The sequence below is a fragment of the Variovorax sp. 01N425 genome (assembly GCF_056399465.1).
The window spans coordinates 136,405-162,315 of the sequence record NZ_JBFTRJ010000003.1 but is presented as its reverse complement, the minus strand read 5'-3'; the positions used below and the strand labels follow the sequence as shown (position 1 = coordinate 162,315).

The window sequence follows — 25,911 nt, the reverse complement described above, 5'->3', positions numbered from 1 at the left end:
ACGGGGCGCGCAGGCCTCGATAATCGGGGGATGTCTTCCCCCAAAGTGATCTTCGGCTTCCATGCCGTGGGCGTGCGCATCAAGACCGCGCCCAAATCGGTGCTCGAAGTGATGTTCGACACCAGCCGGCGCGATGCGCGCATGAAACAGTTCATCGCCCGCGCACAGGAGGCCGGCGTGCGGCTGGTCGAGGCCGACGGGCTGCGGCTGGCCAAGCTCAGCGGCAGCCATGGTCACCAGGGCGTGGTCGCGCGGGTCGAGCCCATTGCGCAGGTGCGTTCGCTCGACGAATTGCTCGAAGGCCTGGAGGAGGCCGGCACCGTGCCGCTCCTGCTGGTGCTCGACGGCGTGACCGATCCGCACAACCTGGGCGCCTGCCTGCGCGTGGCCGACGGTGCCGGGGCCCATGCGGTGATCGCGCCCAAGGACCATGCGGCCGGCATCAACGCGACCGTGGCCAAGGTGGCAAGCGGCGCGGCCGAGACGGTGCCCTACTTCATGGTGACCAACCTCGCGCGCACGCTGAACGAACTCAAGGAACGCAGCATCTGGTGCGTCGGCACCAGCGACGATGCGCCCGGCACCCTCTACCAGAGCGACCTCAAGCGGCCGCTGGCGCTGGTGCTCGGCGCCGAAGGCGAGGGCATGCGCCAGCTCACCCGCAAGACCTGCGACGAACTCGTGAGCATTCCCATGGCGGGCGCGGTCGAGAGCCTGAACGTTTCCGTGGCCAGCGGCGTGTGCCTCTACGAGGCCATGCGGCAGCGCAGCGCCTGAGGCGGCGCTGCGACCGGGGCGCGGTCTGAATCAGGAAGGGTCTTTGCTGCGTGTGCGGCCCACCGCGCTGAAGATGCCGATGCCCAGGATGATCAGCGCACCGATGCCGATGTAGAGCGTCGGCACGCCGGCCACCGAGGCGCCCCAGGCGAGGCCGGCAAGGAAGATCAGAAAACCGATCATGTAGAGCACAAAGGACATGCGTGTTCCCCCGGAAGCTTTGATGCCTTGCAGTATCCCGGCCGGTCCCGGGGCGGGCACAGGCCGGTGTCTCCAGTCGCTGTGGGAACTTGCCTACTACTTTCGCGCCGCTATGCCGGGGAGGCGACCAGCAGGTAGCGGCAGCCCGCGCGGCCGAGCGCCTTGAAGACCAGCGGCCGGTCGACGCCGAAATCCAGGCAGTCGCCGGGCGCGAGTTCGAAGCGCTCGTCGCCGTAGTCCACCCGCAGCGCGCCTTCGAGCATCCACAGGCATTGCCGGTACGGCTTGCCGCTCCAGCGCGGATAGGCGACCTGCGCCGAACGCGGCAATTCGATCTCGACCATCTCCACGCCGCCGCTCGCGCCGCGCTCGGCGACCTGGCGCCGCAGGTAGCCTGCCTCGGGATCGCGCCAGACTTCCTGTTCGGCCCGGGGGCGCAGCCGGCGCGGCGAAGCCTTCTCCTCCGTCAGCAGCTGCGCGAGCGGCACGCCCAGGCCGGCGGCCAGCCGGCCCAGCAGCACGGCCGTCGGGCTGCTCTCCGCGCGCTCCACCTTCGAGATCATGGCCTTGCTGACGCCGGAAAGCTCGGCCAGCTCGGCCAGGCTCAGCGCCTTGGCCTGGCGCAGCGCGAGCAGCCGGGCGGCAATGAGCGCGTCGATGCCGGAGGGCTCGGCAGGCGGAGATGAATTGTTTCTCATATGAGATTATTATTCTCCTATATTGGACGAATTGAAATTGGACAGCCTGAAAGGAACGAACATGCGCCTGGTCCCCTGCACCGAGGAAGCCCACGCGGGCGCCATCCTTGCCATCCTCAACGAGGCCATTGCCAATTCGACGGCGCTGTACGACTACAAGCCGCGCACGCCCGAGAGCATGGTGGCGTGGTTCGCCACCAAGCGCGCCAACGGCTTTCCGGTGATCGGCGCGGAAGACGAGAGCGGCAAGCTGCTGGGTTTTGCGAGCTACGGCACGTTCCGCGCCTTTCCGGCCTACAAGTACACGGTGGAGCACTCGGTGTATGTCGAGGCGGGCCACCGCGGCGCGGGCCTCGGCCGCAGGCTCATGGAGGCGATCATTGCCGAGGCCGTGGCGCACGACGTGCACGTCATGGTCGGCGCCATCGATGCCGCCAACGCCGGCAGCATCGGGCTGCATGAGCGCCTGGGTTTCGAGCATGCCGGCACCGTGCGGCAGGCCGGATTCAAGTTCGGCCGCTGGCTCGACGTGGCCTTCTACCAGCGCATTCTTTCCACGCCGCTGAATCCGGTCGACGGCTAGCTCGCGCGAACTACATGAGCGCGAAGAAGCGCATCACGACTTCGGCCGGGTGCCTGAGGCCCGCCCCGACGAACATGCGCTCGTTGATCCATTTCAGAGAAGCAGAGGCCGTCTCGAAGCGCGGACTGCAGCGGAAGTAGACCTGCGCCGGATCGACCGGCTCGCCGCGCAGCAGCATGGCCATGACCTCTGGCGCGGCCGCGCGAATGGCGTGGTTCTGCACGTAGACCAGGTCGCCCGCATCGGTTTCCAGCCCGTAGCGCGCGTCCAGTTCGGAGAGCGTGTCGCTCACGATCAATTGAAAGTCGCTGCCGCCCGGCAGCACCCGGGCGCGCCAGCCGTGGCCCGATGCTTCCCCGCCCGTGATCGGCACCACGCGGCGCAGGCCGCGCGCGCTGCTGCCCAGCACCTGCGGCACGCCCACTTCGACGCGCAGGTCGGCGAAGTGCTCGAGCAGGGGCGTGGCGATGGCGTCGAAGCCGCTCATGGGGCCCGCCTCAGGCCTCGGGGGTTTCGGCGCTGGCCCGGTCCAGCATCTGGATGGTGCCGGCATCGAGCTTCAGCTGGGTGGCGACCACCAGTTCCTCCAGTTGCGCGATGGAGGTGGCGCTGGCGATCGGCGCCGTGACCGAAGGGCGCGCGATCTGCCAGGCAATGGCCACCTGGCCCGGCTTGGCGTTGTACTGCTGGGCCACCTTGTCGAGCGCCTCGAGAATGCGCAGGCCCCGCGGGTTCAGGTACTTCTTGATGGTGGTGGCGCCGCGCGCGCTCTTGGCGGCGTCGGCCTCGGTGCGGTACTTGCCGGTCAGGAAACCGGCCGCCAGCGCATAGAAGTTGATCACGCCCACTTCGCGCTTCAGGCACAGCGGCTCCAGCTCGTCCTCGAACACCGCGCGGTCGTAGAGGTTGTACAGCGGCTGCAGGCTCTCGTAGCGCGCAATGCCCAGCCGCTCCGAGACGTCGAGCGCCTCGGCCAGCCGGGGCGCGCTGTAGTTGGAGGCGCCGATCGCGCGCACCTTGCCGGCCTTGATGAGTTCGTCGAAGGCCTGCAGCGAATCTTCGAGCGGGGTGGCGGCATCGTCGTCGTGCGACTGGTACAGGTCGATGAAGTCGGTCTGCAGGCGCTTGAGCGAGGCTTCCACCGCTTCGCGGATGTAGGCCGGCGAGAGGCCCGACTTGCCTTCGCCCATCGGCTTGCCGACCTTGGTGGCCAGCACCACGCGGTTGCGCTTGCCGCTTTGCTTGAGCCACTTGCCGATGATGGTCTCGGACTCGCCGCCGCTGTGGCCCGGCACCCAGGCCGAATAGACGTCGGCGGTGTCGATGAAGTTGAACCCCGCGTCCACCCAGGCATCGAGCAGGCGGAACGAGGTGGCCTCGTCCGCCGTCCAGCCGAACACGTTGCCGCCGAAGGCCAGCGGTGAAACCAGGAGGCCGGAGCGGCCGAGCGAGCGGAGTTGCGACATGAGTTTGTTTCCTGAGGAAGAGAACGAGGATCAGACGAAGCCCACGGCACCGAGCAGCGCACCCGCGCCCAGCAGCCAGAGCAGGTGGACGCGCGTGCGCCAGACGATAAGCGCGGCCACTGCGGTCAGCAGCCACAGATGCCATGCAGGCGCGTCGCCGGCATGGTTACCCGCCGCCAGCACCCAGCCGGTGGCGATCAGCAGGCCCACCACCACCGGCGCCATGCCCTGCTTGAAGGCGCGCACGCCGCGCCGGTCGCGGTTGCGGTGGCCCCAGCGCGTGGCCAGGTAGGTGAGGGTGGTGCTGGGCAGCATGATGCCCAGCATGGTGACCATGAGCCCGAACAGGCCCAGCAGCCAGGCACCCGGCCCCGCGCCGATGCCGCCGCCCGCATTGAGCCCGACGTTCCAGCCCATCAGCGCGACGAAGAGCACGTTCGGCCCGGGCGCTGCCTGGGCGATGGCCACCGAGGAGCTGAACTGCGCATCGCTGAGCCAGCCGTGCTGCGCAACGAGGTAGCGGTGCATGTCCGGAACCGTAGTGATGGCGCCGCTGATCGACAGCAGCGACAGCAGCAGGTACTGGCCGAAGAGCGCCAGCCAGTCGTGCCATTGCATGGCGATGGTCAGCTGGCTCATGCGGCGATCCTGCGCCAGGTCCACGCACAGGCCACGCCGCCCACGGCCAGCAGCACCCAGCCGAGCGGCATCTTGAACAGCGCAATCGCGCCGAACACCAGCGCCACGAAAGCCAGGCAGGTGGCAAAGCCCAGCGGGTGCTTGCGCAGCTGCGGAATCAGCTTGATGCCGGTGGCGGCGATCAGCCCGCCCGACACCGCGCCCATGCCGCGCAGCGCGGCGGCCACCTGCGGGTTGGCGGCGTAGTGGGCATAGAGCACGGCCAGCACGAGGATGACCACGAGCGGTATCGCGAGCATGCCGGCCACCGCGGCAATGGCGCCGCGCAGGCCGAAGTAGCGGTCGCCGATCATCAGTGCGAGGTTGATCACGTTCGGCCCCGGCATTACCTGGGCCACGGCCCAGTCTTCCAGGAACTGCTCGGGCGTGAGCCAGCGTTTTTTCTCCACCATCTCGCGCTGGACGATGGCCAGCACGCCACCGAAGCCCTGCAGCGCAAGCCAGGTGAATGAAACAAAAAGGTCGCGTGGCGACTTCGGTTGCGGATGGGCGGGCGGCGCCGCCGCGCCTGGAGGAGACGGATGCATGTGGATGCGATTATCGTAGCCAGGCCTGCAACATGCCGGGCATCGGGCTGACATGCCCCTGCATCACTCAAAGGGAGACTCCACCGCCATGCAAATCCGCGCGCTCTTCGATCTCTGCAAGCAGGCCGTGGCCTCCTGGTCCAACGACTACGCTCCGAGCATGGGTGCCGCGCTGGCCTACTACACGGTGTTCTCGATCGCGCCGCTGCTGCTGATCGTGATCTCGGTGGCCGGCCTCGTGTTCGGCCAGGAGGCCGCGCGCGGCGAGATCTTCGCGCAGCTTTCCGGCCTCATGGGCGCGCAGGGCGCGGCCGCGGTGCAGGGCATGCTGCAGGCGGTCAACAAGCCGGCCGAAGGCATCGTGGCCACGGTGGTCGGCCTGGGCCTGCTGGTGGTCGGCGCGACCACCGTCTTCGGCGAACTGCAGGACGCGCTCGACCGCATCTGGCGGGCGCCGGCGCGCACCAAGAGCAAGGGCCTGTTCAACCTGCTGCGCGTGCGGCTGCTGTCGTTCAGCATGATCATGGCCATCGGCTTCCTGCTGATGGTGTCGCTGGTGGCCAGTGCGGCGCTGGCGGCGCTCAGCAAGTGGTGGGCGCCGGTGTTCGGCGGCTGGGCCACGCTGGCGCAGGCGGTGAATTTCGTCTTCAGCTTTGCGATGGTGACGGTGATCTTCGCGATGATCTACAAGATCATGCCGCGCGTCAGGGTGCAGTGGCGCGACGTGTGGGTGGGCGCGGCGGTCACGGCGCTGCTGTTCACCATCGGCAAGCACCTGATCGGCCTGTACATCGGCAAGAGCAGCGTGGCCTCGGGCTACGGTGCGGCAGGTTCGCTGGTGGTGGTGCTGGTGTGGGTGTACTACTCGGCGCAGATCTTCCTGCTCGGGGCCGAGTTCACCTGGGTCTATGCCAAGACCTATGGCTCGCTCAAGAACATGGGGCGCAGCGCCGACGCGAATCCTTCGCCGACGCGCTCGGACCCGCTGCCGCAGCGCTAGGGCAGGCCCTGGCTATCCCGCGAAGCCGCCCTCGTCGAGGAAGCGCTGCTCCTCCGCGCTGCTGGTGCGCCCGAGCAGCTTGTTGCGGTGCGGAAAGCGGCCGAAGCGCGCAATGATGTCGCGGTGCAGCACCGCGAAGCGCTGGGTGTTGGCATCGAGCGCGGCGTTGAGCTCGACCGAGCGCTGCTGGTCGTCCAGCGACTCGGAATGCATGAAGGGCAGGTAGAAAAAGCGCCGCAACTCCTCGTCGGTCTTCAGGTCGAGGCCCGCTTCGATCGCCTGGCGGGCGATGGCCAGCGCCTTGGCATCGGTGGCCAGCATGCGCGCGTTTCCGCGCCAGGTGTTGCGCGGAAACTGGTCGAGCAGCACCAGCAGTGCCAGGGCGCCCTCGGCGCCCTGCGCCCAATGGTCGAGCTCGCCGCGCGCGGCCGCTTCGTGGGCGGCAAGGAAGCGTTCGCGGAACTGCGCGTCGAAGGCTTCGTTCTTGGCAAACCATCGTTCGGGCCCGGCTTGGCGCCAGAAGCCGACGATGTCTCGGGCGGTGGGGAGCTCGGCAGGGTTCATGGCCGCATTCTCTTTCAGCCTGCGCCCGGCCGCCAAAGTCGCGGTGGTGGCCGACAAGGCAAATGGCAAGGCCTGCCTATGCTGTAGCGGTTTTCATAACTCAGGAGATAAAGCTCATGACCCGATATGGCAGCCTTTTGCGCGCAACCCTCATCGCCGGCGTGGCCAGTGCCGCGCTGGCCGGTTGCGGAATGATGTCCAGGTCGAACACCGCGAGCTTCAGCGGCGCGATGAACGCCGCCAGCGAAGTGCCGCCGAACATGACGCGCGGCAGCGGCCTGGCGGAGGCCTGGCTCAACAAGGACACCAACGTCCTCAAGTACAAGATCACCTACAGCGGCCTGAGCGGCCCGGCCACCGCGGCGCACTTCCATGGCCCGGCGGCCGCGGGTGCCAATGCCGGCGTGGTGCTGCCCTTTGCCAACGCGGCCAGCCCGATCGAGGGCCAGGCCACGCTCACGCCGGCGCAGGCGGCCGACCTGATCGCCGGCAAGTGGTATGCCAACGTCCACACCGCCGCCAACCCGGGCGGTGAAATCCGGGGCCAGATGCTGCCCAAGATGTGAGGGGGCCAAGCGGCGCGCGGTCAGCTTGCGGTCTTCGCGCTGGTGTCAAATGACACCATATGACGACGAAGACGACCAGGAAGCCACGTGCCGCAAGCCAAAAAACCCTCAACAACACCTTCGAGGAGCGCCGCGAAGACATGCGCGCCGCGCGCAAGGCGCTGGTGCTGCAGGGCGGCGGCGCGCTCGGCGCCTACCAGGCCGGCGTGTATGCCGCGCTCAGCGAGACCGACCTGCAGCCGCACTGGATTGCCGGCGTCTCCATTGGCGCCATCAATGCGGCGCTGATCGCGGGCAACGCGCCCGAGAAGCGCGTCGACCGGCTGCGCGAGTTCTGGCACCTCGTGTCTTCCGGGCCGGCGCAGCGCCTGCCGTCATGGCTGGGCGACCGCGCCACGCAGAACCAGTGGAGCGCCAGCATGGCGATGCTGGTGGGCATTCCGGGCTTCTTCGAGCCGCGCTATTCGCCCGCGCTGCTGATGGGCGCCGCGGCGCCGCTCCTGAGCTACTACGACACCGCGCCGCTGAAGGCCACGCTCGAGCGCCTGGTCGACTTCGACCGCATCAACGCCTGCGAGGCGCGCTTCAGCGTGGGCGCGGTCGACGTGCGCACCGGCAACTCGGTGTACTTCGACAATACGCGCCAGCGCATCGGCCCCGAGCACATCATGGCCAGCGGCGCGCTGCCGCCGGGCTTTGCGCCGGTCAGCATCGACGGCGACGACTACTGGGACGGCGGCATCGTCTCGAACACGCCGCTGCAGTACGTGCTCGACATCCATCCGCGCTCCGAGCCGCTGGTGGTGCTGCAGGTCGACCTTTTCAATGCACGCGGCGAGATGCCGCGCACGCTGTCGGGCGTGATGGAGCGGCAGAAGGACATCACCTATTCGAGCCGCACCCGCATGAACACCGATGCGCTGGCCGCCAACCTGAACCTGCAGCAGGCCATTGCCGACCTGATCTCCAAGCTGCCGGCGCGCCTTCGCAATGACCCCTCGGTGCTGGCGGTGCAGGCCGAGCTCACGCACCACCCGATCGACATCTTCCACCTGATCTACCGCGACAAGCCCTACGAGGTCGAATCGAAGGACTACGAGTTCTCGCGCGCCGCCGTCGAAGAGCATTGGGAGGCCGGCGCGCGCGACATGCGGCGCACGCTGGCGCATCCCGAGACGCTGCGCAGCGACGCCACCGTGAACGGCGTGACCACCTTCGACCTCGGCGAGCCCGGCGTGGAGCGCGTCAAGCGTCCCGGGCTCTCGCGCTGAAGGCGCCCGATTCTTGCAACCCGTTTTTTCTTCTTTCCAACCTCAAGGACATTCACCATGCAACTCAAGGACAAGGTCGCCTACATCACCGGCTCGGCCAGCGGCATCGGCAAGGAGATTGCCATCCTGTTCGCGCGCGAGGGGGCCAAGGTCGTCATTGCCGACCTCAACAAGCAGGCCGCCGAGGCCACCGCGGCCGAGCTCCAGGCAACGGGCGCGCAGGCCCTGGGCGTGGCGGTGGACGTGACCAGCGAAGAGCAGGTCGATGCCTCGGTCGAGGAGGCCGCCAAGGCCTTCGGCGGCATCGACATCCTGGTCAGCAACGCGGGCGTGCAGATCGTTCATCCGGTCGAGGAATTCAGCTTTGCCGACTGGAAGAAGATGCTCGCGATCCATCTCGACGGCGCATTCCTCACCACCAAGGCCTGCCTCAAGCACATGTATGCGCAGGGCCGCGGCGGCAGCGTGATCTACATGGGATCGGTGCACTCCAAGGAAGCTTCGCTGCTGAAGGCGCCCTACGTGACCGCCAAGCACGGGCTCATCGGCCTGGCCAAGACGGTGGCGAAGGAAGGCGCGAAGCACGGCGTGCGCGCCAACGTGATCTGCCCGGGCTTCGTGCGCACGCCGCTGGTCGAGAAGCAGATTCCCGAGCAGGCGAAGACGCTCGGCATCACCGAGGAGCAGGTCGTCAAGAACGTGATGCTGAAGGAAACGGTCGATGGCGAATTCACCACCACCGACGATGTGGCGCGCGTGGCGCTGCTGTTCGCGGCCTTCCCGACCAATGCGCTGACCGGCCAGTCGCTGGTGGTGAGCCACGGCTGGTTCATGCAGTAGCGACGTCGCCGCGCCGCGCACGGCGCACGATGGTTCACCCTAATGTCTCCGGCGAGCGAACTGTGAGAAAAACCGGTTTGCCGTTCAATCGTCATACCAATGACTTTCGCCAGGAGACAAAAACCATGCGTGTTCGTTCCGCCGGCTTTTTTTCGCGCCGCTCCTTCGTGGCCCATGCGGCAGGTGTGGCAGCAGGGCTTGCCATGTTCGCCGCGGCAGCGCCTGCGGCGGCCCAGGCGTATCCCAGCCGGCCCGTCACGCTGATCGTTCCATGGGGTGCGGGCGGCGGCACCGATGCCACGGCGCGCATCATCGCGAGCCTGCTCGAAAAGGAACTCGGCCAGCCGATGACGGTGGTGAACCGCACCGGCGGCAACGGCGTGGTGGGCCATGCGGCCATTGCCGCCGCACCGCCCGACGGCTACACCATCGGCATGGCCACGGTCGAGATCGGCATGATGCATTGGCAGGGGCTGACGCCGCTGACCAGTGCCTCGTACACGCCGATCGGCCTTGCCAATCTCGACCCGGCCGGCATCCAGGTGCGGGCCGACGCGCCCTACAAGAACGTGGCCGAGTTGCTGGCGGCCATCAAGGCCAGTCCCGGCAAGCTCAAGGCTTCCGGCACGGGACAGGGCGGCATCTGGCACCTGGCCATCGCGGGCCTCTTGCGCGACCAGAAGATCGATCCCGCGGCCGTGCCGTGGGTGCCGAGCAATGGCGCGGCGCCGGGCCTGCAGGACGTGGTTGCGGGCGGTGTCGACATCGCGCCGGTCTCGCTGCCCGAGGCGCGTTCGCTGATCGATGCGGGCAAGGTCAAGAGCCTTGCGATCATGAGCGACAAGCCCTCGGCCCTCTATCCCAACGTGCCCACGCTCAAGGCGGCCATCGGCAGCGACTGGTCGATGGCGGCCTGGCGCGGCATCGTCGCGCCCAAGGGCCTGCCGGCCGACGTGCGCGACAAGCTGGCGGGCGCGCTCAAGAAAGTGGTGGCAAGCAAGGAGTACACCGATTTCATGGCCTCGCGCGGCTTTGGGGTGATCTATGCGGGCCCCGACGACTTCGCTGCCTACATGGCCAAGTCCGACGCCGAACTCGGCGCCACGATGAAGGCCGTGGGTATCGTCAAGTGAGCGCCGGACGGCGCGCGCGCCCGCCGGGCGGAGGTGCGGCGCGATGAAATTCAACGACGCGATCTTCGGCGCGATCCTGCTGGCGCTCGGCATCGTGGTGCTTGCCGTGGTGCAGGGCTATCCGGGCATACCGGGCCAGCAGGTGGGGCCTGCGCTGTTTCCGGGGCTGATTGCCGCGGGGCTGTGCGTCTGCGGCGCGATGCTGCTGGCCAAGGGATGGCGCGAACGCCATGCCGCGGCCTGGGTGCGGCTTGGCGACTGGGCCGCTTCGCCGCGTCACGTGCTGTCCGCCGCGCTGGTCATCGGCGCGGTGCTGTTCTACATGTTCGCCTCCGAGCGGCTCGGCTTCCTGCCGACTGCAGCGATCTCGCTGCTGGCACTGATGCTCGCCATGCGCGTGCCGCCGGGCCGTGCGCTGCTGATCGCGCTGGTTGCCGCGCTGCTGATCCATGCCGCGTTCTACAAGCTGCTGCGGGTTCCGCTCCCCTGGGGCGTCCTGATGCCCATCGCCTGGTAACCGGAAACATCCATCCATGTCCGCAGCACTCTTGCAGGCTTTCTCGATGGTCTTCGAGCCCTACACCATCCTCGTGATGGTGCTGGCCTCGCTCTATGGCCTGTTCGTCGGCGCGGTGCCGGGGCTGTCGGCCACCATGGCGGTGGCGCTGCTGGTGCCAGTCACCTTCTTCATGCAGCCGATCCCGGCCATTGCGGCCATGGTGACTGCCACCGCCATGGCCATCTTCTCGGGCGACATCCCGGGCTGCCTGCTGCGCATTCCGGGCACGCCCGCGTCCGCCGCCTACACCGACGAAGCCTTCGCGATGACGCGCAAGGGCATGGCCGAGACGGCATTGGGCGCGGGGCTGGTGTTCTCGGCCGTGGGCGGTCTTTTCGGTACGGTGGTGCTGATCGTGGCGGCGCCCGCGCTGGCCGACTTCGCGCTCAACTTCAGTTCCTTCGAGTACTTCTGGCTCGTGCTGCTGGGCCTGACATGCGCGGTGTTCATCACCTCCGACCGGCCGCTCAAGGGCATGATCACGCTGCTGCTCGGCCTGCTGGTGGCCTGTGTGGGGCTCGGCAATCCGGCGGGCTTTCCGCGCTTCACCTTCGGCAATGCCGAGATGACCGGCGGCATCGGCATGATCCCGATGATGATCGGCATGTTCGCCATCTCGGAGGTGATCCGCTTCGCGGTCGACACGCTGCCGCCGGGCGAGGTGGTGGTCGAGAAAGTGGGCAGCGTGCTCTCGGGCCAGTGGGCGCTGGCCAAGAAGTATCCGGTGCAGATACTGCGCGGCAGCCTGCTGGGCACGGCGGTGGGTGCGCTGCCGGGTGCGGGTGCCGACATTGCGGCATGGATGTCGTACGCCATGAGCAAGAAGTTCTCCAAGGAGCCCGAGAAGTTCGGCACGGGCCATGTCGAAGGCATTGTCGAATCGGGTTCGGCCAACAACAGCGCACTGGCCGGCGCGTGGATTCCGGCGCTGGTGTTCGGCATCCCGGGCGACTCGATCACGGCCATCGTGATCGGCGTGCTCTACATGAAGAACCTCAATCCGGGGCCGACGCTGTTCACCACCAATCCGCAGAACATCTATGCGGTGTTCATGCTGTTCATCATCGCCAACATCATCATGGTTCCGCTGGGCATCCTGTGCATCAAGGTGGCCAAGCGCATCCTGCGGGTGCCGCGCAACGTGCTGATGCCGCTGATCCTGCTGTTCTGCATCGTGGGCGCGTTCGCCATCAACAACTCGCTGTTCGACGTGGGCGTGATGCTCGTGGCGGGCATGGTGGCCTACCTGCTCGAGGAGAACGGCTTTCCCATTGCGCCGGCGATCCTGGGCGTGGTGCTCGGCGGCATGCTCGAAGAGAACTTCATCACCTCGATGATCAAGTCGGACGGCAACCTGGCCGGCTTCGTGTCGCGGCCGATTGCCGCATCGCTGGCGGCGGTGGTGCTGCTGGTGTGGCTCGCGCCCCTGCTGAAAAAGCTGTGGCTGAGGGGGCGGCGCACCGCTTCGTCTACTGCAGCTTGAGCGACCAGGTCTCGCCCACGAGCTGCTGACCGAAGCCTTCGTAGGGCTCGGCCTTGTCGAGCTTGAAGCCCCGCTTGGCGTAGATGGCGCGCGCGGCCGCCAGGCAGCTGTTGGTCCAGAGCACCATCTTGCGATAGCCCTTGGCGCGCGCGAAGGCGATGCATTCGTCGGTCAGGCGCGCGCCCAGGCCCAGGCCGCGTGCGGATGGCGAGAGCAGCAGCAGCCGCAGCTGGGCCGTGGTGGCCGACTTGCGCACGACGAAGATCGCACCCACGCGTTCGCCGTCGAGCTCGGCGATCCAGCACTTCTCCCATGCGGGCTGGAACTTGCGCACGAACTGCGCCACGATGTCGGCCACCAGGGCCTCGAACTCGCTGTTCCAGCCGTACTCGCGCGCATAGAGCTCGCCGTGCTGCTGCACCACCCAGCCCATGTCGCCGGGCAGCGGGTCGCGCAGCACGATGGTGCGCGTGCGCCCCGCAGGGGCCGCAGCGGGATCGAGCACCCGCTCGATGCGCGCCATGGCATCGATCACCTGCTGGCGCCCGTGCGCAGGCAGCGGCGCAAGCAGGGCGGCCGCCTCGTCACGCGATTTCTGTTGCAGCGGCGCAAATGCGGCGTGGCCGGCTTCGGTGAGGCGCAGCACGCTTTGGCGCGCGTCGCGCGGGTGCGGCGCGCGCGTGAGCCAGCCGGCCGCTTCGAAGCGGCGCAGGATGCGGCTCATGTAGCCGGCGTCGAGCCGCAGGTCGCGGCCGATCTCGCTCGCCACGGGCGTTTCCCGGTGGGCCAGCTCGTACAGCACCCTGACATCGGTCAGCGACATGTCGCTGCCAAGGTAGGGATCGAGCACGCCGATGCGGCTCGTGTAGAAGCGGTTGAAGCGCCGGATCGCCTTGACCGCGGCGGCGTCGGGCAGGGGCGAATTGTCCTGAATGGTTGCTGTTGTCATATTGATGGTTGACTGAGGCAACCATTTAAAAGCCTTGCCGCAGGCGCGTCAACAGCCGCTAACGCGACAGAAGTGGTGGAAAACCCTAAAATCGCGGGTTGCCCACTGCCGCGCCGTGCCCGCCAAGCCGCCGCGGCCAACTTCCCCACTGATGAACGCCCCCGTCGACGTCTCCTTTTTTGCGCGTGCCGCCAAGCCGCTGACCAGCTACCGCAAGTACTGGGCGGCCCGTTTCGGCACGGCCAAATTCCTGCCGACCACGCGCAAGGAGATGGACGCGCTCGGCTGGGACAACTGCGACATCATCGTGGTGACGGGCGACGCCTACGTCGACCACCCGAGCTTCGGCATGGCAGTGATCGGCCGCATGCTCGAGGCGCAGGGCTTCCGCGTGGGCATCATCGCCCAGCCCGACTGGCAGAGCGCCGAGCCCTTCAAGGCACTGGGCAAGCCGAACCTGTTCTTCGGCGTGACCGCCGGCAACATGGATTCGATGATCAACCGCTACACGGCGGACCGCAAGATCCGCAGCGACGACGCCTACACGCCCGGCGACGTCGGCGGTGCGCGGCCCGACCGCGCGGCCATCGTGTATTCGCAGCGCTGCAAGGAAGCCTGGAACGACGTGCCGATCATCCTCGGCGGCATCGAAGGGTCGCTGCGCCGCATCGCCCACTACGACTACTGGCAGGACAAGGTCCGCCGCTCGATCGTGGTCGACTCGAAGTGCGACCTGCTCTTGTACGGCAACGCCGAGCGCGCCATCGTCGAGATCGCGCACCGGCTGGCGGCCCGCGAGCCGGTGCACGAGATCACCGACGTGCGCGGCACCGCCTTCGTGCGGCGCGACACGCCCGCGGACTGGTTCGAGATCAACTCCACCAGCGTGGACGAACCCGGCCGCGTCGAAGCCCACGTCAATCCCTACCTGATGGTGTCCGAGCAGGCCAAGGCCAACGGCGCCACCTGCGCCAAGGAAGAAGAGGCCCAGGCCGTGGCGCAGGCCGCGGAGGCAGGCGCCGCGGTGAACCCGGCCATCAAGCCGCTGACCTTCGTGCCGAACCCTGCGCTTGCGCCGCGCGCAAGGATCAAGGTGCCGCCGCGCGACCGCAGCGTGATCCGCCTGCCGTCGTACGAGCAGGTTCGCGCCGACCCGGTGCTCTACGCCCACGCCAACCGCGTGCTGCACCTGGAGACCAACCCCGGCAACGCCCGCGCGCTGGTGCAGGCGCACGGCGAGGGCGCCACCGCGCGCGACGTGTGGATCAACCCCCCGCCCATTCCGCTCACCACGGCCGAGATGGACCACGTGTTCGACCTGCCGTATGCGCGCAGCCCGCACCCGCGCTACGCCGACGAGAACGGCAGCCACGACGGCGCCACCAAGATTCCCGCGTGGGAAATGATCCGCTTCAGCGTGAACATCATGCGCGGCTGCTTCGGCGGCTGCACCTTCTGCTCGATCACCGAGCACGAGGGCCGCATCATCCAGAGCCGCTCGGAAGAATCGATCATCAAGGAAGTCGAGGCCATCCGCGACAGCGTGAGCGGCTTCACCGGCACCATCTCCGACCTCGGCGGGCCCACGGCCAACATGTACCGCCTGGGATGCAAGAGCCCCGAGATCGAGTCGGCCTGCCGCAAGCCCAGCTGCGTGTACCCGGGCATCTGTCCGAACCTGGGCACCAACCACGATCCGCTCATCAAGATCTACCGCCGCGCGCGTGCGCTCAAGGGCATCAAGAAGATCCTCATCGGCTCCGGCCTGCGCTACGACCTGGCCGTGCAGTCGCCCGAGTACGTGAAGGAACTGGTGCAGCACCATGTCGGCGGCTACCTGAAGATCGCGCCCGAGCACACCGAGCAGGGCCCGCTCACCAAGATGATGAAGCCCGGCATCGGCAGCTACGACAAGTTCAAGCAGATGTTCGAGAAGTTCTCGGCCGAGGCGGGCAAGAAGCAGTACCTCATTCCGTACTTCATTGCCGCGCATCCGGGCACCAGCGACGAGGACATGATGAACCTCGCGATCTGGCTCAAGAAGAACGGTTTCCGCGCCGACCAGGTGCAGACCTTCTACCCGAGCCCGATGGCCACGGCCACCACGATGTACCACACCAACAAGAACCCGCTGCGCAAGATCACGCGCGAGAGCGAGACGGTGGACATCGTGCGCGGCGACAAGCGCCGCCGCCTGCACAAGGCCTTCCTGCGCTACCACGACGCCAACAACTGGCCGCTGCTGCGCGAGGCCTTGAAGAGCATGGGCCGCGCCGACCTGATCGGCAACGGCAAGCACCACCTGATCCCGACGTGGCAGCCGCTGACCGATGGCGGCTACACGAGCGCGCGGCGCAAGAACTCGACCTCCGCGCCGGTGGCGGCCAAGGCGTCGGCGCCGGTCAGGCTGGCGCCGGTGAAGCCCTCGAAGGGCCGCATCCTCACGCAGCACACGGGCCTGCCGCCGCGCGACAACGGTTCGGCGCCGGCGCCGCGCAAGGCCTCGGCCGGCCCGGTGCGCGGCAGCATCCGCAAGCCGCGCTGAGTTGTTCAGCCCGCGAGCAGGCTCGCGGGCAGCAACTTGCCGACCCAGGCCGCTACGGCGGCCATATTCAGCAGCACGGTGGCCCAGTACACCGCCATGAAGCTCGCCTTGCGCGACTTGTGGCGAAAGAGCCGCTGCGCGCACCACGCGCCCGGCCATCCCCCCGCCAGCGACAGCAGGTGCAGCGTGCTTTCCGCCGTGCGCCAGCGGCCGGCCTGCGCGGCGCTCTTGTCGAAGCCGTAGACGGCGAAGGCCAGCAGGCTGATCAACAACAGCACGCCCAGCGCAATGGGCGGCAGGCGCGTGGTCCACACCCCATACCCGAGCAGCCCCGCATAGCCGAGGAGCAGCACTGCGATGGGCAGCATCGACGACAAGGAAGACGAGGCCACCGGCTCGCGGCGCCGCCCTTGGCGCTTCATGGCGTGCGGGAAGAAGGAGGACACATGGCCGCGATTCTCCCTTGCCGGGGCGGCGGCCGTCTCTTGTGTATGGTGTGGTCCATGAGCAGTCCGTTCCATTTGCCGGCTCCATGGTTGCGCGCACAGGCGTGCGCCGTCCTGCTCGCGTTTTCCGCGCATGCCCCGGCGGCGTCGCCCGACACCTCGCCCGCACCGGCCTCGGCCTCGGCCGCGGCGCAGGCACTGCGCGCCACGCACCAGCGCACGGGTGCGAAGCTCGCGCAGAACGGCTTCGGGCGGCCCATCCAGCTGGACTCGATGGAGACGCCGAACGGGCTGCAGGGCGACATCTACGCGGTGGTGGACCACCCGCTGCCGGAGATCAGCGCCGCGCTCAAGGAGTCCGCCCGCTGGTGCGAGCTGCTCATGCTGCACGTCAACAACCGCCGCTGCCGCACCGGCACGTCGCCGCAAGGCGGCGAGATGCTGACGCTGTTCGTGGTGCGGCGCTACGACAAGCCGGTCGAACAGGCGTTCCAGCTGCCCTTTGCCTATCGCGTGGCCAGCGCGACGCCGGAGTACCTGTCGGTCGAGATGAATGCGGCCAACGGGCCGCTCGGAACCAGCAACTACCGCGTCATGCTCGAGGCGGTGGCACTCGACGGGCAGAAGAGCTTCCTGCATTTCGGCTACAGCTACGACCACAACATGATGGTTCGCATGGCCACCGAGGCGTACCTGGCCACCTTCGGCCGCAACAAGGTGGGCTTCACGGTGGTGGGCAAGGAGGCCGACGGGCAGCCCGACTACATCCGCGGCACGCGCGGGCTGGTGGAGCGCAATGCGATGCGCTACTTCCTCACGCTCGACACCTATCTCTCTTCGGGAGCCGGAGCGCCGGCCGAGCGGCGGGAACGTTCCTGGTTCGCCGCGGCCGAGCAGTATCCGCGGCAGCTGCACGAGGTCGACCTGGACACCTATCTCGCGATCAAGCGCGAGGACCGGCAGCGCGACGGCGCCGGCCGCTGAGCACGCGCATCCCCGGCTTCCTGCTTTCACTGGCTTGTCACACGCCGCGGCGCTAATCGCCGGGGCCTGTGCCTGTTGCACAGGCGCAAAACAAGGACAAGCGATGGCGAAGAAGACAAGAGGATCGAGGATGGGCTGGCTGGCGCTCGCGGGTGCCGCCGGTGCGCTGGTGGCTGCCTGCGGTGGCGGCAGCGGCGGCGGAGGAGGAGGGTGGGCATTTCCCGTGACGGGCGGTGGTGGTGGGAGCGGCACCACCAACCCGCCGGCTGCGCAATCGAAGACCGGCATCTTCCTCGACGCGGCCGTCGAGGGCCTCGACTACACCACAGGCGGCGCCGCCGCGGCCAGCACCAACGCGAATGGCGAATTCAGCTGCAAGGATGGCGAGACCGTGGCCTTCAGCGCCGGCGCGCTCGCGCTCGGCAGCGCGGCCTGCGGAGACGCGGTCACGCCGCTGACCCTGGCCGGCGGCACTGACGTGAAGGCCGATGCGGTCGTCAATCGCCTGCTGGCATTGCAGAGCTTCGACGAGGACCGCGATCCCTCGAACGGCATCCGGCTGACGCCTGCGCTCAAGGCCGGATTGACGGCAGGCGCGCTCGATTTCGGTGCCTCGGCCGAGGCCTTCGACACCGCGCTCAATGCCGTGCTCGCCGCGCTGCCCGCGCCGTACGCCACGCGCACGGTCGACGCCGCCCGCCGCATGCTGGCGCGCGAGCACTTCGAAAACACCCTGGCCTCGCGCCTGGCCGCCCCCGTGACCGAAGCCGCCACCCAGGCCAACCAGCTCGGCGCCATCGGCATCGGCGTGACGCGCTACCAGCTGCAGGCCGACGCCCGTTTCAACGTGCCCTATGAAGGCGACAACGCCAGCATCAAGGCCGATTTTCCCCAAGGCTTCCTGCCGGCCTACGGCTCGGGGCTCGCGTTCAAGGGCAAGGCGGAGGACGGTGCGCTCGAGTTCTATGCCATCACCGACCGCGGCCCGAACGGCGACGGCCCGACCGCGCCCGTGCCCGGCGGCAATGGCGCCACCAGCATCAGCAAGGTGTTCCCGGCGCCGTCGTTCGCGCCGAGCTTCGGCATCGTGCGCATCGGCAAGGCGGGTGCCGTGCTCGCCTCGAGCCTGCCGCTCAGGCTCGATGCCGGCAGGAAGATCAGCGGCCTGCCGCCACAGTCAGGCGTGGGCTCGACCGGCGAGACGCCGCTGACCGACCGCTACGTGTTCGACGCCGCCAAGGCCAACTTCGATGCCAACGGGCTCGACCCCGAGACGCTGGTGCTCGACAAGGCGCGCAACGTGCTGTGGACCAGCGACGAGTACGGCCCCTTCATCGCGCGCATCAACATGGCGACCGGTGTGATCGAGAAGAAATACGCACCGGGCAGCGGCGCCGCCGACCTGCCGCTGGTGCTGGCGCAGCGCCGGCCCAACCGCGGCATGGAAGGTTTGACGCTCGATGCTGCGAGCGGCGTGCTGCACGGCTTCCTGCAGAGCCCGATCGATCCGCGCGACGCCAGCGGCAAATCGATCAAGGCCAGGCCGCCGGGCGGCAGCAACACCGACGTGCGCCACATCGCGAAGTTCACGCGCTGGCTCGCCTTCGACCCGGCCACCGAAACCTCGAAGCTCTATGCCTACCCGATCGACGGCAGCCAGTACGACAAGGACCGCACCGGCAACGCCAAGCTCGGCGACGTGGTGAGCCTGGGCAACGGCCGCTTCATCGTGATCGAGCAGGGCGCGCGCAAGGGCGACGCCAAGGTGGTCAATAAGCTGATGCTGGTGGAGCTGCCGGCCAACGCGACGGACATCAAGGCCTTCGACCACAACCTGGAGATCAGCAGCATCACGCAGGCGCCCTCGGGCACCGCCGACTATTCGAGCGTGGTGACGATGCGCAAGACCGAGCTGCTCGACCTCAATGCGCTGGGCTGGCTGGCCGAGAAGGCGGAGGGCCTGACGATCGTGGACGACCAGACCCTGGCGCTGGTGAACGACAACGACTTCGGCCTGGGTACCGTGCTGCTCGATGCCGGTGGCAAGACCCTGGCCGGCAGCGTCGAGGACTGCACGGCCGACGCCGGCGGCGTGCTCAGCGGCTGCCCCGCGGGCGCCACCGGCGCGCGCATCACGCGCGGCTCCGACCTGGAGCGGCCGACGCGCATCTGGCTCATCAAGCTCGACCGCAAGCTCGGCGAGCTGCGCCTGCCGGCGTCCTGAGGACGCACGCAGGCCGCTCTGTCAGTTGGCCAGCGTGAGCAGCGGCACGTCGCGCTCGCGGCTCATGGCATCGAGCTCGGCGCGCGTGCGCGTTGCGAGCCAGGCGGCCAGCGCCGCGTGCGTGGCCGGCGCCATCATGTCGGGCGGCGACACGCCCGCGGCCTCGCAGAGCCGGGCCGCGAAGTGCGGCTCCAGCGCCGCCACCGCCACGCGGCCGTCGGCGCAGGGATAGACGCGGTAGCCCGCATGGGCGCCGCCGACCGTGCCCGTGGGCTGCGTGAGGCCCCAGGTGCGCGGCAGCGCCAGCCAGTCGGCCGAGGCATTGAGCGCCACCTCGAGGTACAGCCCGTTCGCGCCGGCCGCGGACCGCGCATGCAGGGTGGCTTGCAGCACGGCTTCGCTCGCGAGCAGCGCGCCGCCCATGTCGGCAAAGAGCGTGGGCGGCAGCTCGGTGCCGGTGACGAGGCCGCTTTCGGCGAGGTAGGTCAGGTCGTGGCCCGGTTCCTCGGCGCGTGCACCGGGCGCACCGACGATCGCCACTTGCGACAGCCGCGGATGCCGCTCCTGCAGCACGGCCCGGTCGAGGCCGAGCTTGGCCAGCGCAGAAGGGCGGAACGAGGTCAGCAGCACGTCGGTCTGCGCGAGTTCCGCATGCAGCTGCTGCTGCCCGGCCTCGGACTTGAGGTCGGCGGTGCGGACCGCGATGCCTTCGTGCAGCGCGGCATAGGCAGGCTTGTTGTAGTGCCCCATCGGGTCGCCCGCGGGCGGCTCGAACTTCACGCATGCGGCGCCCATGGCCCGGCAGCGCAGCAGCGCCGCGGGGCCCGGAAGGTTGAGCGCAAGGCTCAGCACGCGCACGCCTGCAAGCGGCTGGAAGAGGGAGGCTGTGGAAGTTGGCATGGGCGGATTCCAGGGAACAGGTCGGCTGCCATTCTCACCCGGTGCCGGGAGCCGGTTTTCGCAAGCCGCGGCACCGGCAGCGCGCGTAGCATGTGCGATGGCGGCGCTCCCTGCCTTGCCGCTGCCGCAACGACCAAGGAGACCACCATGTTCCAACCTTCCCTCATGAGCGGCCAGCGCATTCTCGTGACCGGCGGCGGCACCGGCCTGGGCCGGGCCATGGCCGAGCGCTTCCTGGGCCTGGGCGCCGATGTGGCCATCTGCGGCCGGCGCCAGTCGGTCTGCGAGGAAACCGCGGCCGCGTGGCGCCAGCAGTTTCCGGGGCGCCGCATCGACACCTTTGGCGTGGACATCCGCGTGGCGCAGAGCGTCGACGAGATGGTCGAGAGCCTGTTCCAGAGCGGCGGGCTCACAGGGCTCGTCAACAATGCCGCCGGCAACTTCGTCGCGCCGACCGAGAGCCTCTCGCCGCGCGCCTTCGACGCCATTGCGAACATCGTCTTCCATGGCAGCTTCTACGTCACGCAGGCCGTGGGCAAGCGCTGGGTGGCGGAAGCGAAGGCCGGCAAGTGGCAGCAGGGCGACGCGATGCGCAGCGTGATGAGCATCATCGTCACCTGGGTCGACAACGGCAGCCCCTACGTGGTGCCCTCGGCCATGAGCAAGGCCGGCATCGAGGTCATGACCAAGTCGCTCGCGGTGGAGTGGGCGCGCCATGGCATTCGCCTCAATGCCGTCGGGCCGGGCGAGATTCCGACCGAGGGCATGAGCAAACGCCTCAATCCCGGCGAGGAGCCCGGCGCGCGCAGCAAGAAGACCAACCCGATGGCGCGCACCGGCCGCATGAGCGAGCTGCAGAACCTTGCGGCCTTTCTCATGGCGCCGGGCCAGTGCGACTGGCTCACCGGCCAGAGCATCATGATGGACGGCGGCAACGCGCTGGCCACGGGCGGCAACTTCTACGAGCTGCGCCAGTGGAGCGACGACGACTGGCAGGCCGCGCGCGAACGCATCGAGGCGCAGAACCAGAAGGACAAGGCGCAGCGCTGACAGGCGTTATCGTTGCGCCTCATTCCTCAGGAAAAATCAAGATGCAACTCATCGGCATGCTCGACTCCCCCTACGTGCGCCGCGCGGCCATTTCGCTGCGCCTGCTGGGGCTTGCGTTCGAACACCGGTCGATCTCGGTCTTCAGCACCTTCGAACAGTTCCGGGCGATCAATCCGGTGGTCAAGGCGCCAACGCTGGTGTGCGACGACGGCACGCTGCTGATGGATTCCACGCTGATCATCGACCACGCGGAAAGCATCGCGGGCCGCAGCCTCATGCCGGCCGGCGGCGCCGAGCGGCTGCATGCGCTGCGGGTGCTGGGGCTCGCGCTCGCGGCCTGCGAGAAGACGGTGCAGATCGTCTACGAGCGCAAGCTGCGCCCGCCCGAGAAGCAGCATGCGCCATGGGTCGACCGGGTGCGGGGCCAGTTGGCCGCCGCCTATGCGGGGCTCGAGGCCGAGATTTCCAGGCTGCCGCCGGTGGCCGATGAAGCCACCCTCGGGCAGGCCGGCCTGACCAGCGCCGTGGCGTGGGGCTTCACGCAGATGATGGTTCCCGAACTGGTCGCACCGGCCGACTGCCCCTCGCTCGCAGCCTTTGCCGCCGCTGCGGAAAGGCTGCCGGCCTTCGTGGCCCTGCCGCCGGTCTGAACGGATCAGTTCGCGATGTCAGCCCCGCGCTCGGCCAGCAGGCCGCGCAGCAGCGAGCGGTGGCAGCGCGACTCGTCCTCGCAGTAGCAGCCCACCGAAAACGCCGCGGTGTGCGACAGGGCGGCCAGCAGGTCGATGCTGCGGCTCGCGTCGGCCTCGGCCATCTCGGACTTGTACTTGCGCATGAAGGCGTTCCATTGCGCAGGCGTTTCCGCCTCCTGGCCCAGCTTCATGGTCTCCGCGGAAGGCGCTAGGTTCGGATACCACACGTCATACCAGTCCTGCGATGCGAACTCGGTCTTCGGAACGCCGCGCGGCGGGCGGCGCACGGTGCCGATCCGCAGGCCTTCGCCGGCCGTGCGCGGCGTGCCGAGGCGAACGATGCGGATGCTCATGCAAGGTCTCCTTTGTGTGCTTCCTTGGCTTCAGGTGCCGACGATAGCGCCATCGCGCCGGCGGATCGCCAGCGTGGCCGAGCGCGGCCGCGCGCTGCCGGGCACAGTGCCGTCGGGCCAGGCGCTGTTGGGCGTGGCACTGCCGTCGTCGCGCGATTCGCCCGGGTGCTGGATGTTGACGAACAGCGTGCGCCGGTCCGGCGTCACCACGCAGCCCGTGACCTCGCTGCCGCTGGGTGCCGTGAGAAAGCGCTTGATGCGCCCCGTGGCCGGATCGGCGCACAGCATCTGGTTGTTGCCGAGCGAGGCATAGGGCGGCTTGCCGATGAGCTGGCCGCTCATGTCGGTCTGGATCCAGAGCAGCCCGCCGCTGTCGAAATGCAGGCCGTCGGGGTTGCCGAAGACGTCGGCATCGTCCGATGGATAGTGCGCGCCGCTGCCCGCCTGCGCGGGATCGCCGGCCAGCGCGAAGTGGTCCCAGCCGAAGCCCGCGCTGGCGGCATCCCCGCCGTCCTCGCGCCAGCGCAGGATGCCGCCGAAGAGATTGCCAGCACGCGGATTGGCCGCATCGGGTGCGGGCTTGCCCGGCTCGCCGCGCTGGCTGTTGTTGGTGAGCGTGACGTACACCTCGCCGGTCTGCGGATGCACCGCGATCCATTCGGGGCGGTCCATCCTGGTGGCGCCCACCGCGTCGGCGGCCAGCCTGGCGTGGATCAGCACCTCGGCCTGGTCGGCAAAGCCGCTGTCCGCGTCGAGGCCGTTGCGGCCGTGCACGAGCTCGAGCCACTGGCCGCGGCCGTCGGCATCGAAGCGTGCGGCGTAGAGCGTGCCTTCGTCGAGCAGGCGGCTGTTGGCGGAGGCGCGGGCGCCGTCGCCGGCCATCGAGACCTTGCCGTGGCTCACGAACTTGTAGATATATTCGAACCTCGCGTCATCGCCCATGTAGACGACCACGCGCCCATCCTTGGCAAGCGTGCAGGTCGCGCTTTCCTGGCGCTTGCGCCCGAGCGCGGTGCGCTTGACCGGCTTGGCCGCGGGGTCGAAGGGATCGATTTCCACCACCCAGCCGAAGCGGTGGGGCTCGTTCGGATGCCGGCTCATGTCGAAGCGCTCCTCGAAGTGCCAGTACTCCACCCATTGCGAGCCCGGCACCGTGCCGTAGCGGCGCTGCGCGGGCGTGGCGTCCTTCGCCGCTTCCTTCGGGCCGCCGAAGTAGCCGTGGAAGTTTTCCTCGCAGGTCAGGTAGGTGCCCCAGGGCGTGACGCCCATCGCGCAGTTGGCGAAGGTGCCGAGCACTTCGTCGCCGGCCGGATTGGCCGCGGTGCGCATCGGCACCGCGCCCGCGGCGGGGCCTGCGATGCGCATGGGCGTCTGCCCGTGCACGCGCCGCGCATAGGGCGAAGGCCGCACCTGGCGCCAGCCGCCCTGCGTGAGCCGGATCTCGATGACCGAGACGCCCATCGCATGCAGCGACTTGCGCACCCTCTCGGCGGTCCATTCCTTGCCGCCGCCTGCATGGAGCAGTTGCTCGTCGGTGTATTCGTGGTTCATCACGAGCAGGCCGCGGTCCGGCGACGCGAGCGTAAAGAAGTGCATGCCGTCGTGATGCATGCCGGCCTGCAGCGCCTGGTCTGCGGCGCTGTTGCTGCCGTCGGGCGCGAAGGCCGGCATCGGCTGCCCGGCGATGCCGGTGGGCGTGCCCCAGGGATAGAGCAGCTGCCACTCGTATTCCGGCGGCACCACCACCGCATCGCGCAGCGACGCCGGCACCGCGGTGAAACCGAGCACGGGCCGGCCCGGGCCGGCGGGTGCGCTGGCGCCGCGGGAATGGAGCAGCGCCACCACGGCGGCGGCACCCGATTGCAGAAAGATCCGGCGGTCCAGGGGCATGGGTCCAGGGGTGTTGGGTAGGCGACAGGCGCCATCATCGCCGAGTACCCGTGCCGGGCGATACTGGCGCAGGAACCGAAGGAGACACTGCCATGGCCGAGCGAATCGAATGGACCCGCCACCCCGACGGCGTGGTGGAACTGCAGCTTGCACGTGCGGACAAGATGAACGCGCTCGATCCCGCGATGTTCGACGCGCTGATCGAAGCGGGCGAAACCCTGCGCGGCGACGCCGCGGTGCGCGCGGTGGTCATCTCGGGCCAGGGCAAGGCGTTTTGCGCGGGCCTGGACATGGCCTCCTTCGAGCGCATGGGGCAGGGCGCCGCCAGCGCGGTGCTGGGTGCGGCCGCGGGCGGCACCGACCTGTCCGCACGCACGCACGGCATTTCGAATGCAGCCCAGTACGTGGCCATGGCCTGGCGCGAGGTGCCGGTGCCCGTGATTGCCGCGGTGCACGGTGTGGCTTTCGGCGGCGGCCTCCAGGTGGCGCTGGGGGCCGACATCCGCATCGTGGCGCCCGACACCAGGTTGTCGGTGATGGAAATCAAGTGGGGCCTGGTGCCCGACATGGGCGGCATGGTGCTGATGCGCGAGCTTGCCCGCAGCGACATCGTGCGCGAGCTCACCTTCACGGGCCGCATCTTCTCGGGCGAGGAAGCACTGCAGCTCGGCTTTGCCACGCGGCTGGCGGCCGATCCGCTGGCAGAGGCGCTTCAGATGGCGCACGGCATCGCGGGCAAGAGCCCCGACGCCATCCGAGCGGGCAAGCGCCTGCTCAATGCGGCACTGTCGCACAGCGCGGCCGACCTGCTGATCGCCGAATCGGTGGAGCAGCAGGCCTTGATCGGAAGCGCGAACCAGAAGGAGGCCGTGCAAGCCAACATCGAACGGCGTCCGCCGCGGTTCGGCTCGTCGGCCTGAGCCGCCCCAAAGAGGACCCCCAAAGGCCGGATTCCGGCCTCTTTTTTTGCCTTTTTGGTGCAGAAAGCGGGCAAACCGTCACATCCGGCTGGCGATATGTAAGAATTAAGTATCCTTGTAGGGTGTGCGATCTTCGCCACAAAGCTTCAATTTGTGTGAGGAAGATCACGTCTCGCAAAGGAAAAAGGGCCGGGAAAGGTGGATGTCTTGGTCACATTCCCTAACAATTAATCCTTTTGATTGCGACGGCGCTCTGCATGTCGACCACTTTTTTCTGCAACCTCAGCTTGCCCGTGCTGGTGGGCGAGGATCGCTACAGGTACTTGCCCGTCGTCGCGGTCTTCCGCAGCATCCCGTTCGACCAGGTGGACGAGTGGGTGATGCATCCCGACGGCCAGCCGCGCAGCGACCGCGAATTGGCAGCGGAAGTGCTCGTGGAAATCCGCGAGCCGGCTGGCGGCAGCGTACGCAGTGCGCTGCACTCCTTCGAGGTGGCCGATGTCCTCCAGCTGGACCGTGCGGCCGCCATCGTCGTATCGACCTTCCTTGCAGCCCTGCCGCGCGCCTGACGAGGGCGACAGCCCCGATGCG

At 68.4% G+C, this 25,911-nt stretch carries 28 protein-coding genes; 16 read left to right on the top strand and 12 right to left on the bottom strand.

Translation table 11 applies throughout. The features are described from left to right. The first annotated feature begins 30 nt into the window (after positions 1 to 30). On the top strand, positions 31 to 777 hold the full coding sequence (rlmB, locus tag AC1DSC_RS06375; RefSeq protein WP_012747327.1) for a 23S rRNA (guanosine(2251)-2'-O)-methyltransferase RlmB: 747 nt from the start codon (positions 31 to 33) through the stop codon (positions 775 to 777). Positions 778 to 807: 30 nt separating this feature from the next. On the opposite strand, the gene AC1DSC_RS06370 is transcribed toward rlmB, so the two are convergent. Then, the gene (locus tag AC1DSC_RS06370) at positions 808 to 978 is read right to left on the bottom strand and encodes a hypothetical protein (RefSeq protein ID WP_018902777.1); all 171 of its coding nucleotides are present in this window, start codon (positions 976 to 978) and stop codon (positions 808 to 810) included. A 110-nt stretch (positions 979 to 1,088) separates the two neighbouring features. Continuing rightward, positions 1,089 to 1,676 (bottom strand): helix-turn-helix domain-containing protein, encoded by a 588-nt coding sequence (locus tag AC1DSC_RS06365; RefSeq protein ID WP_062361591.1) that lies wholly within the window; start codon positions 1,674 to 1,676, stop codon positions 1,089 to 1,091. A 61-nt stretch (positions 1,677 to 1,737) separates the two neighbouring features. Between AC1DSC_RS06365 and AC1DSC_RS06360 the strand changes: the two genes are divergently transcribed. Next, positions 1,738 to 2,259 carry a GNAT family N-acetyltransferase gene (locus tag AC1DSC_RS06360; RefSeq protein WP_062361589.1) on the top strand — a complete coding sequence of 174 codons (522 nt, stop codon included), beginning with the start codon at positions 1,738 to 1,740 and terminating at the stop codon, positions 2,257 to 2,259. Positions 2,260 to 2,269: 10 nt separating this feature from the next. Here AC1DSC_RS06360 and AC1DSC_RS06355 read toward each other — a convergent pair whose 3' ends face one another. The 4 genes from AC1DSC_RS06355 to AC1DSC_RS06340 are packed head-to-tail and all read right to left on the bottom strand — an operon-like array spanning position 2,270 to position 4,951. Then, positions 2,270 to 2,746: a DUF3237 domain-containing protein gene (locus AC1DSC_RS06355; RefSeq protein ID WP_012747331.1), complete on the bottom strand. Its 477-nt coding sequence runs from the start codon at positions 2,744 to 2,746 to the stop codon at positions 2,270 to 2,272. A gap of 10 nt (positions 2,747 to 2,756) precedes the next feature. Next, positions 2,757 to 3,725, bottom strand: coding sequence for an aldo/keto reductase (locus tag AC1DSC_RS06350; protein WP_018902774.1), 969 nt, complete (start codon positions 3,723 to 3,725; stop codon positions 2,757 to 2,759). Positions 3,726 to 3,755: 30 nt separating this feature from the next. Then, a complete protein-coding gene (locus tag AC1DSC_RS06345; RefSeq protein ID WP_018902773.1) occupies positions 3,756 to 4,364 on the bottom strand; it encodes a chromate transporter in 609 nt (202 codons plus the stop codon). Further along, positions 4,361 to 4,951: a chromate transporter gene (locus tag AC1DSC_RS06340; protein WP_436298378.1), complete on the bottom strand. Its 591-nt coding sequence runs from the start codon at positions 4,949 to 4,951 to the stop codon at positions 4,361 to 4,363. The genes AC1DSC_RS06345 and AC1DSC_RS06340 overlap by 4 nt, the downstream gene beginning before the upstream one ends. Positions 4,952 to 5,039: 88 nt before the next feature. On the opposite strand from AC1DSC_RS06340, the gene AC1DSC_RS06335 reads away from it, so the two are divergent. Then, a complete protein-coding gene (locus tag AC1DSC_RS06335) occupies positions 5,040 to 5,951 on the top strand; it encodes a YihY/virulence factor BrkB family protein (protein WP_012747335.1) in 912 nt (303 codons plus the stop codon). A 12-nt stretch (positions 5,952 to 5,963) separates the two neighbouring features. Here AC1DSC_RS06335 and AC1DSC_RS06330 read toward each other — a convergent pair whose 3' ends face one another. After that, on the bottom strand, positions 5,964 to 6,515 hold the full coding sequence (locus AC1DSC_RS06330) for a DUF924 family protein (protein ID WP_012747336.1): 552 nt from the start codon (positions 6,513 to 6,515) through the stop codon (positions 5,964 to 5,966). Positions 6,516 to 6,631: 116 nt separating this feature from the next. Between AC1DSC_RS06330 and AC1DSC_RS06325 the strand changes: the two genes are divergently transcribed. The 6 genes from AC1DSC_RS06325 (at position 6,632) to AC1DSC_RS06300 (ending at position 12,367) form a co-directional block, all read left to right on the top strand. Further along, the gene (locus AC1DSC_RS06325; RefSeq protein ID WP_436035817.1) at positions 6,632 to 7,081 is read left to right on the top strand and encodes a CHRD domain-containing protein; all 450 of its coding nucleotides are present in this window, start codon (positions 6,632 to 6,634) and stop codon (positions 7,079 to 7,081) included. A 59-nt stretch (positions 7,082 to 7,140) separates the two neighbouring features. Further along, on the top strand, positions 7,141 to 8,352 hold the full coding sequence (locus AC1DSC_RS06320) for a patatin-like phospholipase family protein (protein WP_369664429.1): 1,212 nt from the start codon (positions 7,141 to 7,143) through the stop codon (positions 8,350 to 8,352). Positions 8,353 to 8,409: 57 nt separating this feature from the next. After that, positions 8,410 to 9,192, top strand: coding sequence for a 3-hydroxybutyrate dehydrogenase (locus AC1DSC_RS06315; RefSeq protein ID WP_012747339.1), 783 nt, complete (start codon positions 8,410 to 8,412; stop codon positions 9,190 to 9,192). Positions 9,193 to 9,317: 125 nt separating this feature from the next. Further along, complete coding sequence (locus tag AC1DSC_RS06310; protein WP_062361577.1) at positions 9,318 to 10,325, top strand: tripartite tricarboxylate transporter substrate binding protein; 1,008 nt, start codon at positions 9,318 to 9,320, stop codon at positions 10,323 to 10,325. Between the two features lie 43 nt (positions 10,326 to 10,368). Further along, complete coding sequence (locus AC1DSC_RS06305; protein ID WP_018902767.1) at positions 10,369 to 10,842, top strand: tripartite tricarboxylate transporter TctB family protein; 474 nt, start codon at positions 10,369 to 10,371, stop codon at positions 10,840 to 10,842. Between the two features lie 16 nt (positions 10,843 to 10,858). Further along, entirely contained in the window at positions 10,859 to 12,367 is a 1,509-nt protein-coding gene (locus AC1DSC_RS06300) for a tripartite tricarboxylate transporter permease (RefSeq protein WP_062361576.1), read from the top strand. On the opposite strand, the gene AC1DSC_RS06295 is transcribed toward AC1DSC_RS06300, so the two are convergent. Continuing rightward, positions 12,354 to 13,316 carry a bifunctional helix-turn-helix transcriptional regulator/GNAT family N-acetyltransferase gene (locus tag AC1DSC_RS06295; RefSeq protein ID WP_062361565.1) on the bottom strand — a complete coding sequence of 321 codons (963 nt, stop codon included), beginning with the start codon at positions 13,314 to 13,316 and terminating at the stop codon, positions 12,354 to 12,356. The two genes, AC1DSC_RS06300 and AC1DSC_RS06295, sit on opposite strands and share 14 nt — an antisense overlap. Before the next feature lie 151 nt (positions 13,317 to 13,467). On the opposite strand from AC1DSC_RS06295, the gene AC1DSC_RS06290 reads away from it, so the two are divergent. Further along, a complete protein-coding gene (locus tag AC1DSC_RS06290; protein WP_436311109.1) occupies positions 13,468 to 15,861 on the top strand; it encodes a YgiQ family radical SAM protein in 2,394 nt (797 codons plus the stop codon). 5 nt (positions 15,862 to 15,866) lie between these two features. On the opposite strand, the gene AC1DSC_RS06285 is transcribed toward AC1DSC_RS06290, so the two are convergent. Beyond that, a complete protein-coding gene (locus tag AC1DSC_RS06285) occupies positions 15,867 to 16,283 on the bottom strand; it encodes a DUF1294 domain-containing protein (protein ID WP_244883323.1) in 417 nt (138 codons plus the stop codon). An 81-nt stretch (positions 16,284 to 16,364) separates the two neighbouring features. Here AC1DSC_RS06285 and AC1DSC_RS06280 point away from each other — a divergent pair, with 81 nt between their 5' ends. Both AC1DSC_RS06280 and AC1DSC_RS06275 read left to right on the top strand, forming a co-directional pair. Continuing rightward, a complete protein-coding gene (locus AC1DSC_RS06280) occupies positions 16,365 to 17,291 on the top strand; it encodes a hypothetical protein (protein WP_244883322.1) in 927 nt (308 codons plus the stop codon). A gap of 103 nt (positions 17,292 to 17,394) precedes the next feature. Further along, entirely contained in the window at positions 17,395 to 19,515 is a 2,121-nt protein-coding gene (locus tag AC1DSC_RS06275) for an esterase-like activity of phytase family protein (protein ID WP_478131788.1), read from the top strand. A 21-nt stretch (positions 19,516 to 19,536) separates the two neighbouring features. Here AC1DSC_RS06275 and AC1DSC_RS06270 read toward each other — a convergent pair whose 3' ends face one another. Beyond that, a complete protein-coding gene (locus AC1DSC_RS06270) occupies positions 19,537 to 20,415 on the bottom strand; it encodes a CoA transferase (protein ID WP_478131787.1) in 879 nt (292 codons plus the stop codon). A 147-nt stretch (positions 20,416 to 20,562) separates the two neighbouring features. Between AC1DSC_RS06270 and AC1DSC_RS06265 the strand changes: the two genes are divergently transcribed. Both AC1DSC_RS06265 and AC1DSC_RS06260 read left to right on the top strand, forming a co-directional pair. Continuing rightward, entirely contained in the window at positions 20,563 to 21,465 is a 903-nt protein-coding gene (locus AC1DSC_RS06265; RefSeq protein ID WP_478131786.1) for an SDR family oxidoreductase, read from the top strand. Positions 21,466 to 21,506: 41 nt separating this feature from the next. Next, the gene (locus AC1DSC_RS06260; protein WP_478131785.1) at positions 21,507 to 22,115 is read left to right on the top strand and encodes a glutathione S-transferase; all 609 of its coding nucleotides are present in this window, start codon (positions 21,507 to 21,509) and stop codon (positions 22,113 to 22,115) included. Positions 22,116 to 22,120: 5 nt separating this feature from the next. On the opposite strand, the gene AC1DSC_RS06255 is transcribed toward AC1DSC_RS06260, so the two are convergent. Next, entirely contained in the window at positions 22,121 to 22,510 is a 390-nt protein-coding gene (locus AC1DSC_RS06255) for a DUF488 domain-containing protein (RefSeq protein WP_125965692.1), read from the bottom strand. A gap of 30 nt (positions 22,511 to 22,540) precedes the next feature. Continuing rightward, on the bottom strand, positions 22,541 to 24,400 hold the full coding sequence (locus AC1DSC_RS06250; RefSeq protein WP_436299907.1) for a PhoX family protein: 1,860 nt from the start codon (positions 24,398 to 24,400) through the stop codon (positions 22,541 to 22,543). A 92-nt stretch (positions 24,401 to 24,492) separates the two neighbouring features. On the opposite strand from AC1DSC_RS06250, the gene AC1DSC_RS06245 reads away from it, so the two are divergent. After that, the gene (locus AC1DSC_RS06245; RefSeq protein ID WP_436299908.1) at positions 24,493 to 25,320 is read left to right on the top strand and encodes a crotonase/enoyl-CoA hydratase family protein; all 828 of its coding nucleotides are present in this window, start codon (positions 24,493 to 24,495) and stop codon (positions 25,318 to 25,320) included. Positions 25,321 to 25,577: 257 nt separating this feature from the next. Beyond that, positions 25,578 to 25,889, top strand: coding sequence for a hypothetical protein (locus tag AC1DSC_RS06240; RefSeq protein ID WP_012747354.1), 312 nt, complete (start codon positions 25,578 to 25,580; stop codon positions 25,887 to 25,889). Positions 25,890 to 25,911 lie beyond the last annotated feature (22 nt).

Bases quoted from the DNA above. Each gene is read 5' to 3' on its own strand.
- AC1DSC_RS06355 (WP_012747331.1), bottom strand. From the start codon at position 2,746: ATGAGCGGCTTCGACGCCATCGCCACGCCCCTGCTCGAGCACTTCGCC.
- AC1DSC_RS06305 (WP_018902767.1), top strand. From the start codon at position 10,369: ATGAAATTCAACGACGCGATCTTCGGCGCGATCCTGCTGGCGCTCGGC.
- AC1DSC_RS06320 (WP_369664429.1), top strand. From the start codon at position 7,141: ATGACGACGAAGACGACCAGGAAGCCACGTGCCGCAAGCCAAAAAACC.
- AC1DSC_RS06315 (WP_012747339.1), top strand. From the start codon at position 8,410: ATGCAACTCAAGGACAAGGTCGCCTACATCACCGGCTCGGCCAGCGGC.
- AC1DSC_RS06280 (WP_244883322.1), top strand. From the start codon at position 16,365: ATGAGCAGTCCGTTCCATTTGCCGGCTCCATGGTTGCGCGCACAGGCG.
- AC1DSC_RS06300 (WP_062361576.1), top strand. From the start codon at position 10,859: ATGTCCGCAGCACTCTTGCAGGCTTTCTCGATGGTCTTCGAGCCCTAC.
- AC1DSC_RS06260 (WP_478131785.1), top strand. From the start codon at position 21,507: ATGCAACTCATCGGCATGCTCGACTCCCCCTACGTGCGCCGCGCGGCC.
- AC1DSC_RS06290 (WP_436311109.1), top strand. From the start codon at position 13,468: ATGAACGCCCCCGTCGACGTCTCCTTTTTTGCGCGTGCCGCCAAGCCG.
- AC1DSC_RS06370 (WP_018902777.1), bottom strand. From the start codon at position 978: ATGTCCTTTGTGCTCTACATGATCGGTTTTCTGATCTTCCTTGCCGGC.
- AC1DSC_RS06295 (WP_062361565.1), bottom strand. From the start codon at position 13,316: ATGACAACAGCAACCATTCAGGACAATTCGCCCCTGCCCGACGCCGCC.
- AC1DSC_RS06325 (WP_436035817.1), top strand. From the start codon at position 6,632: ATGACCCGATATGGCAGCCTTTTGCGCGCAACCCTCATCGCCGGCGTG.
- AC1DSC_RS06270 (WP_478131787.1), bottom strand. From the start codon at position 20,415: ATGCCAACTTCCACAGCCTCCCTCTTCCAGCCGCTTGCAGGCGTGCGC.
- AC1DSC_RS06330 (WP_012747336.1), bottom strand. From the start codon at position 6,515: ATGAACCCTGCCGAGCTCCCCACCGCCCGAGACATCGTCGGCTTCTGG.
- AC1DSC_RS06345 (WP_018902773.1), bottom strand. From the start codon at position 4,364: ATGAGCCAGCTGACCATCGCCATGCAATGGCACGACTGGCTGGCGCTC.
- AC1DSC_RS06265 (WP_478131786.1), top strand. From the start codon at position 20,563: ATGTTCCAACCTTCCCTCATGAGCGGCCAGCGCATTCTCGTGACCGGC.
- AC1DSC_RS06255 (WP_125965692.1), bottom strand. From the start codon at position 22,510: ATGAGCATCCGCATCGTTCGCCTCGGCACGCCGCGCACGGCCGGCGAA.
- AC1DSC_RS06245 (WP_436299908.1), top strand. From the start codon at position 24,493: ATGGCCGAGCGAATCGAATGGACCCGCCACCCCGACGGCGTGGTGGAA.
- AC1DSC_RS06365 (WP_062361591.1), bottom strand. From the start codon at position 1,676: ATGAGAAACAATTCATCTCCGCCTGCCGAGCCCTCCGGCATCGACGCG.
- AC1DSC_RS06335 (WP_012747335.1), top strand. From the start codon at position 5,040: ATGCAAATCCGCGCGCTCTTCGATCTCTGCAAGCAGGCCGTGGCCTCC.
- AC1DSC_RS06350 (WP_018902774.1), bottom strand. From the start codon at position 3,725: ATGTCGCAACTCCGCTCGCTCGGCCGCTCCGGCCTCCTGGTTTCACCG.
- AC1DSC_RS06250 (WP_436299907.1), bottom strand. From the start codon at position 24,400: ATGCCCCTGGACCGCCGGATCTTTCTGCAATCGGGTGCCGCCGCCGTG.
- AC1DSC_RS06360 (WP_062361589.1), top strand. From the start codon at position 1,738: ATGCGCCTGGTCCCCTGCACCGAGGAAGCCCACGCGGGCGCCATCCTT.
- AC1DSC_RS06310 (WP_062361577.1), top strand. From the start codon at position 9,318: ATGCGTGTTCGTTCCGCCGGCTTTTTTTCGCGCCGCTCCTTCGTGGCC.
- AC1DSC_RS06340 (WP_436298378.1), bottom strand. From the start codon at position 4,951: ATGCATCCGTCTCCTCCAGGCGCGGCGGCGCCGCCCGCCCATCCGCAA.
- AC1DSC_RS06275 (WP_478131788.1), top strand. From the start codon at position 17,395: ATGGCGAAGAAGACAAGAGGATCGAGGATGGGCTGGCTGGCGCTCGCG.
- rlmB (WP_012747327.1), top strand. From the start codon at position 31: ATGTCTTCCCCCAAAGTGATCTTCGGCTTCCATGCCGTGGGCGTGCGC.
- AC1DSC_RS06240 (WP_012747354.1), top strand. From the start codon at position 25,578: ATGTCGACCACTTTTTTCTGCAACCTCAGCTTGCCCGTGCTGGTGGGC.
- AC1DSC_RS06285 (WP_244883323.1), bottom strand. From the start codon at position 16,283: ATGAAGCGCCAAGGGCGGCGCCGCGAGCCGGTGGCCTCGTCTTCCTTG.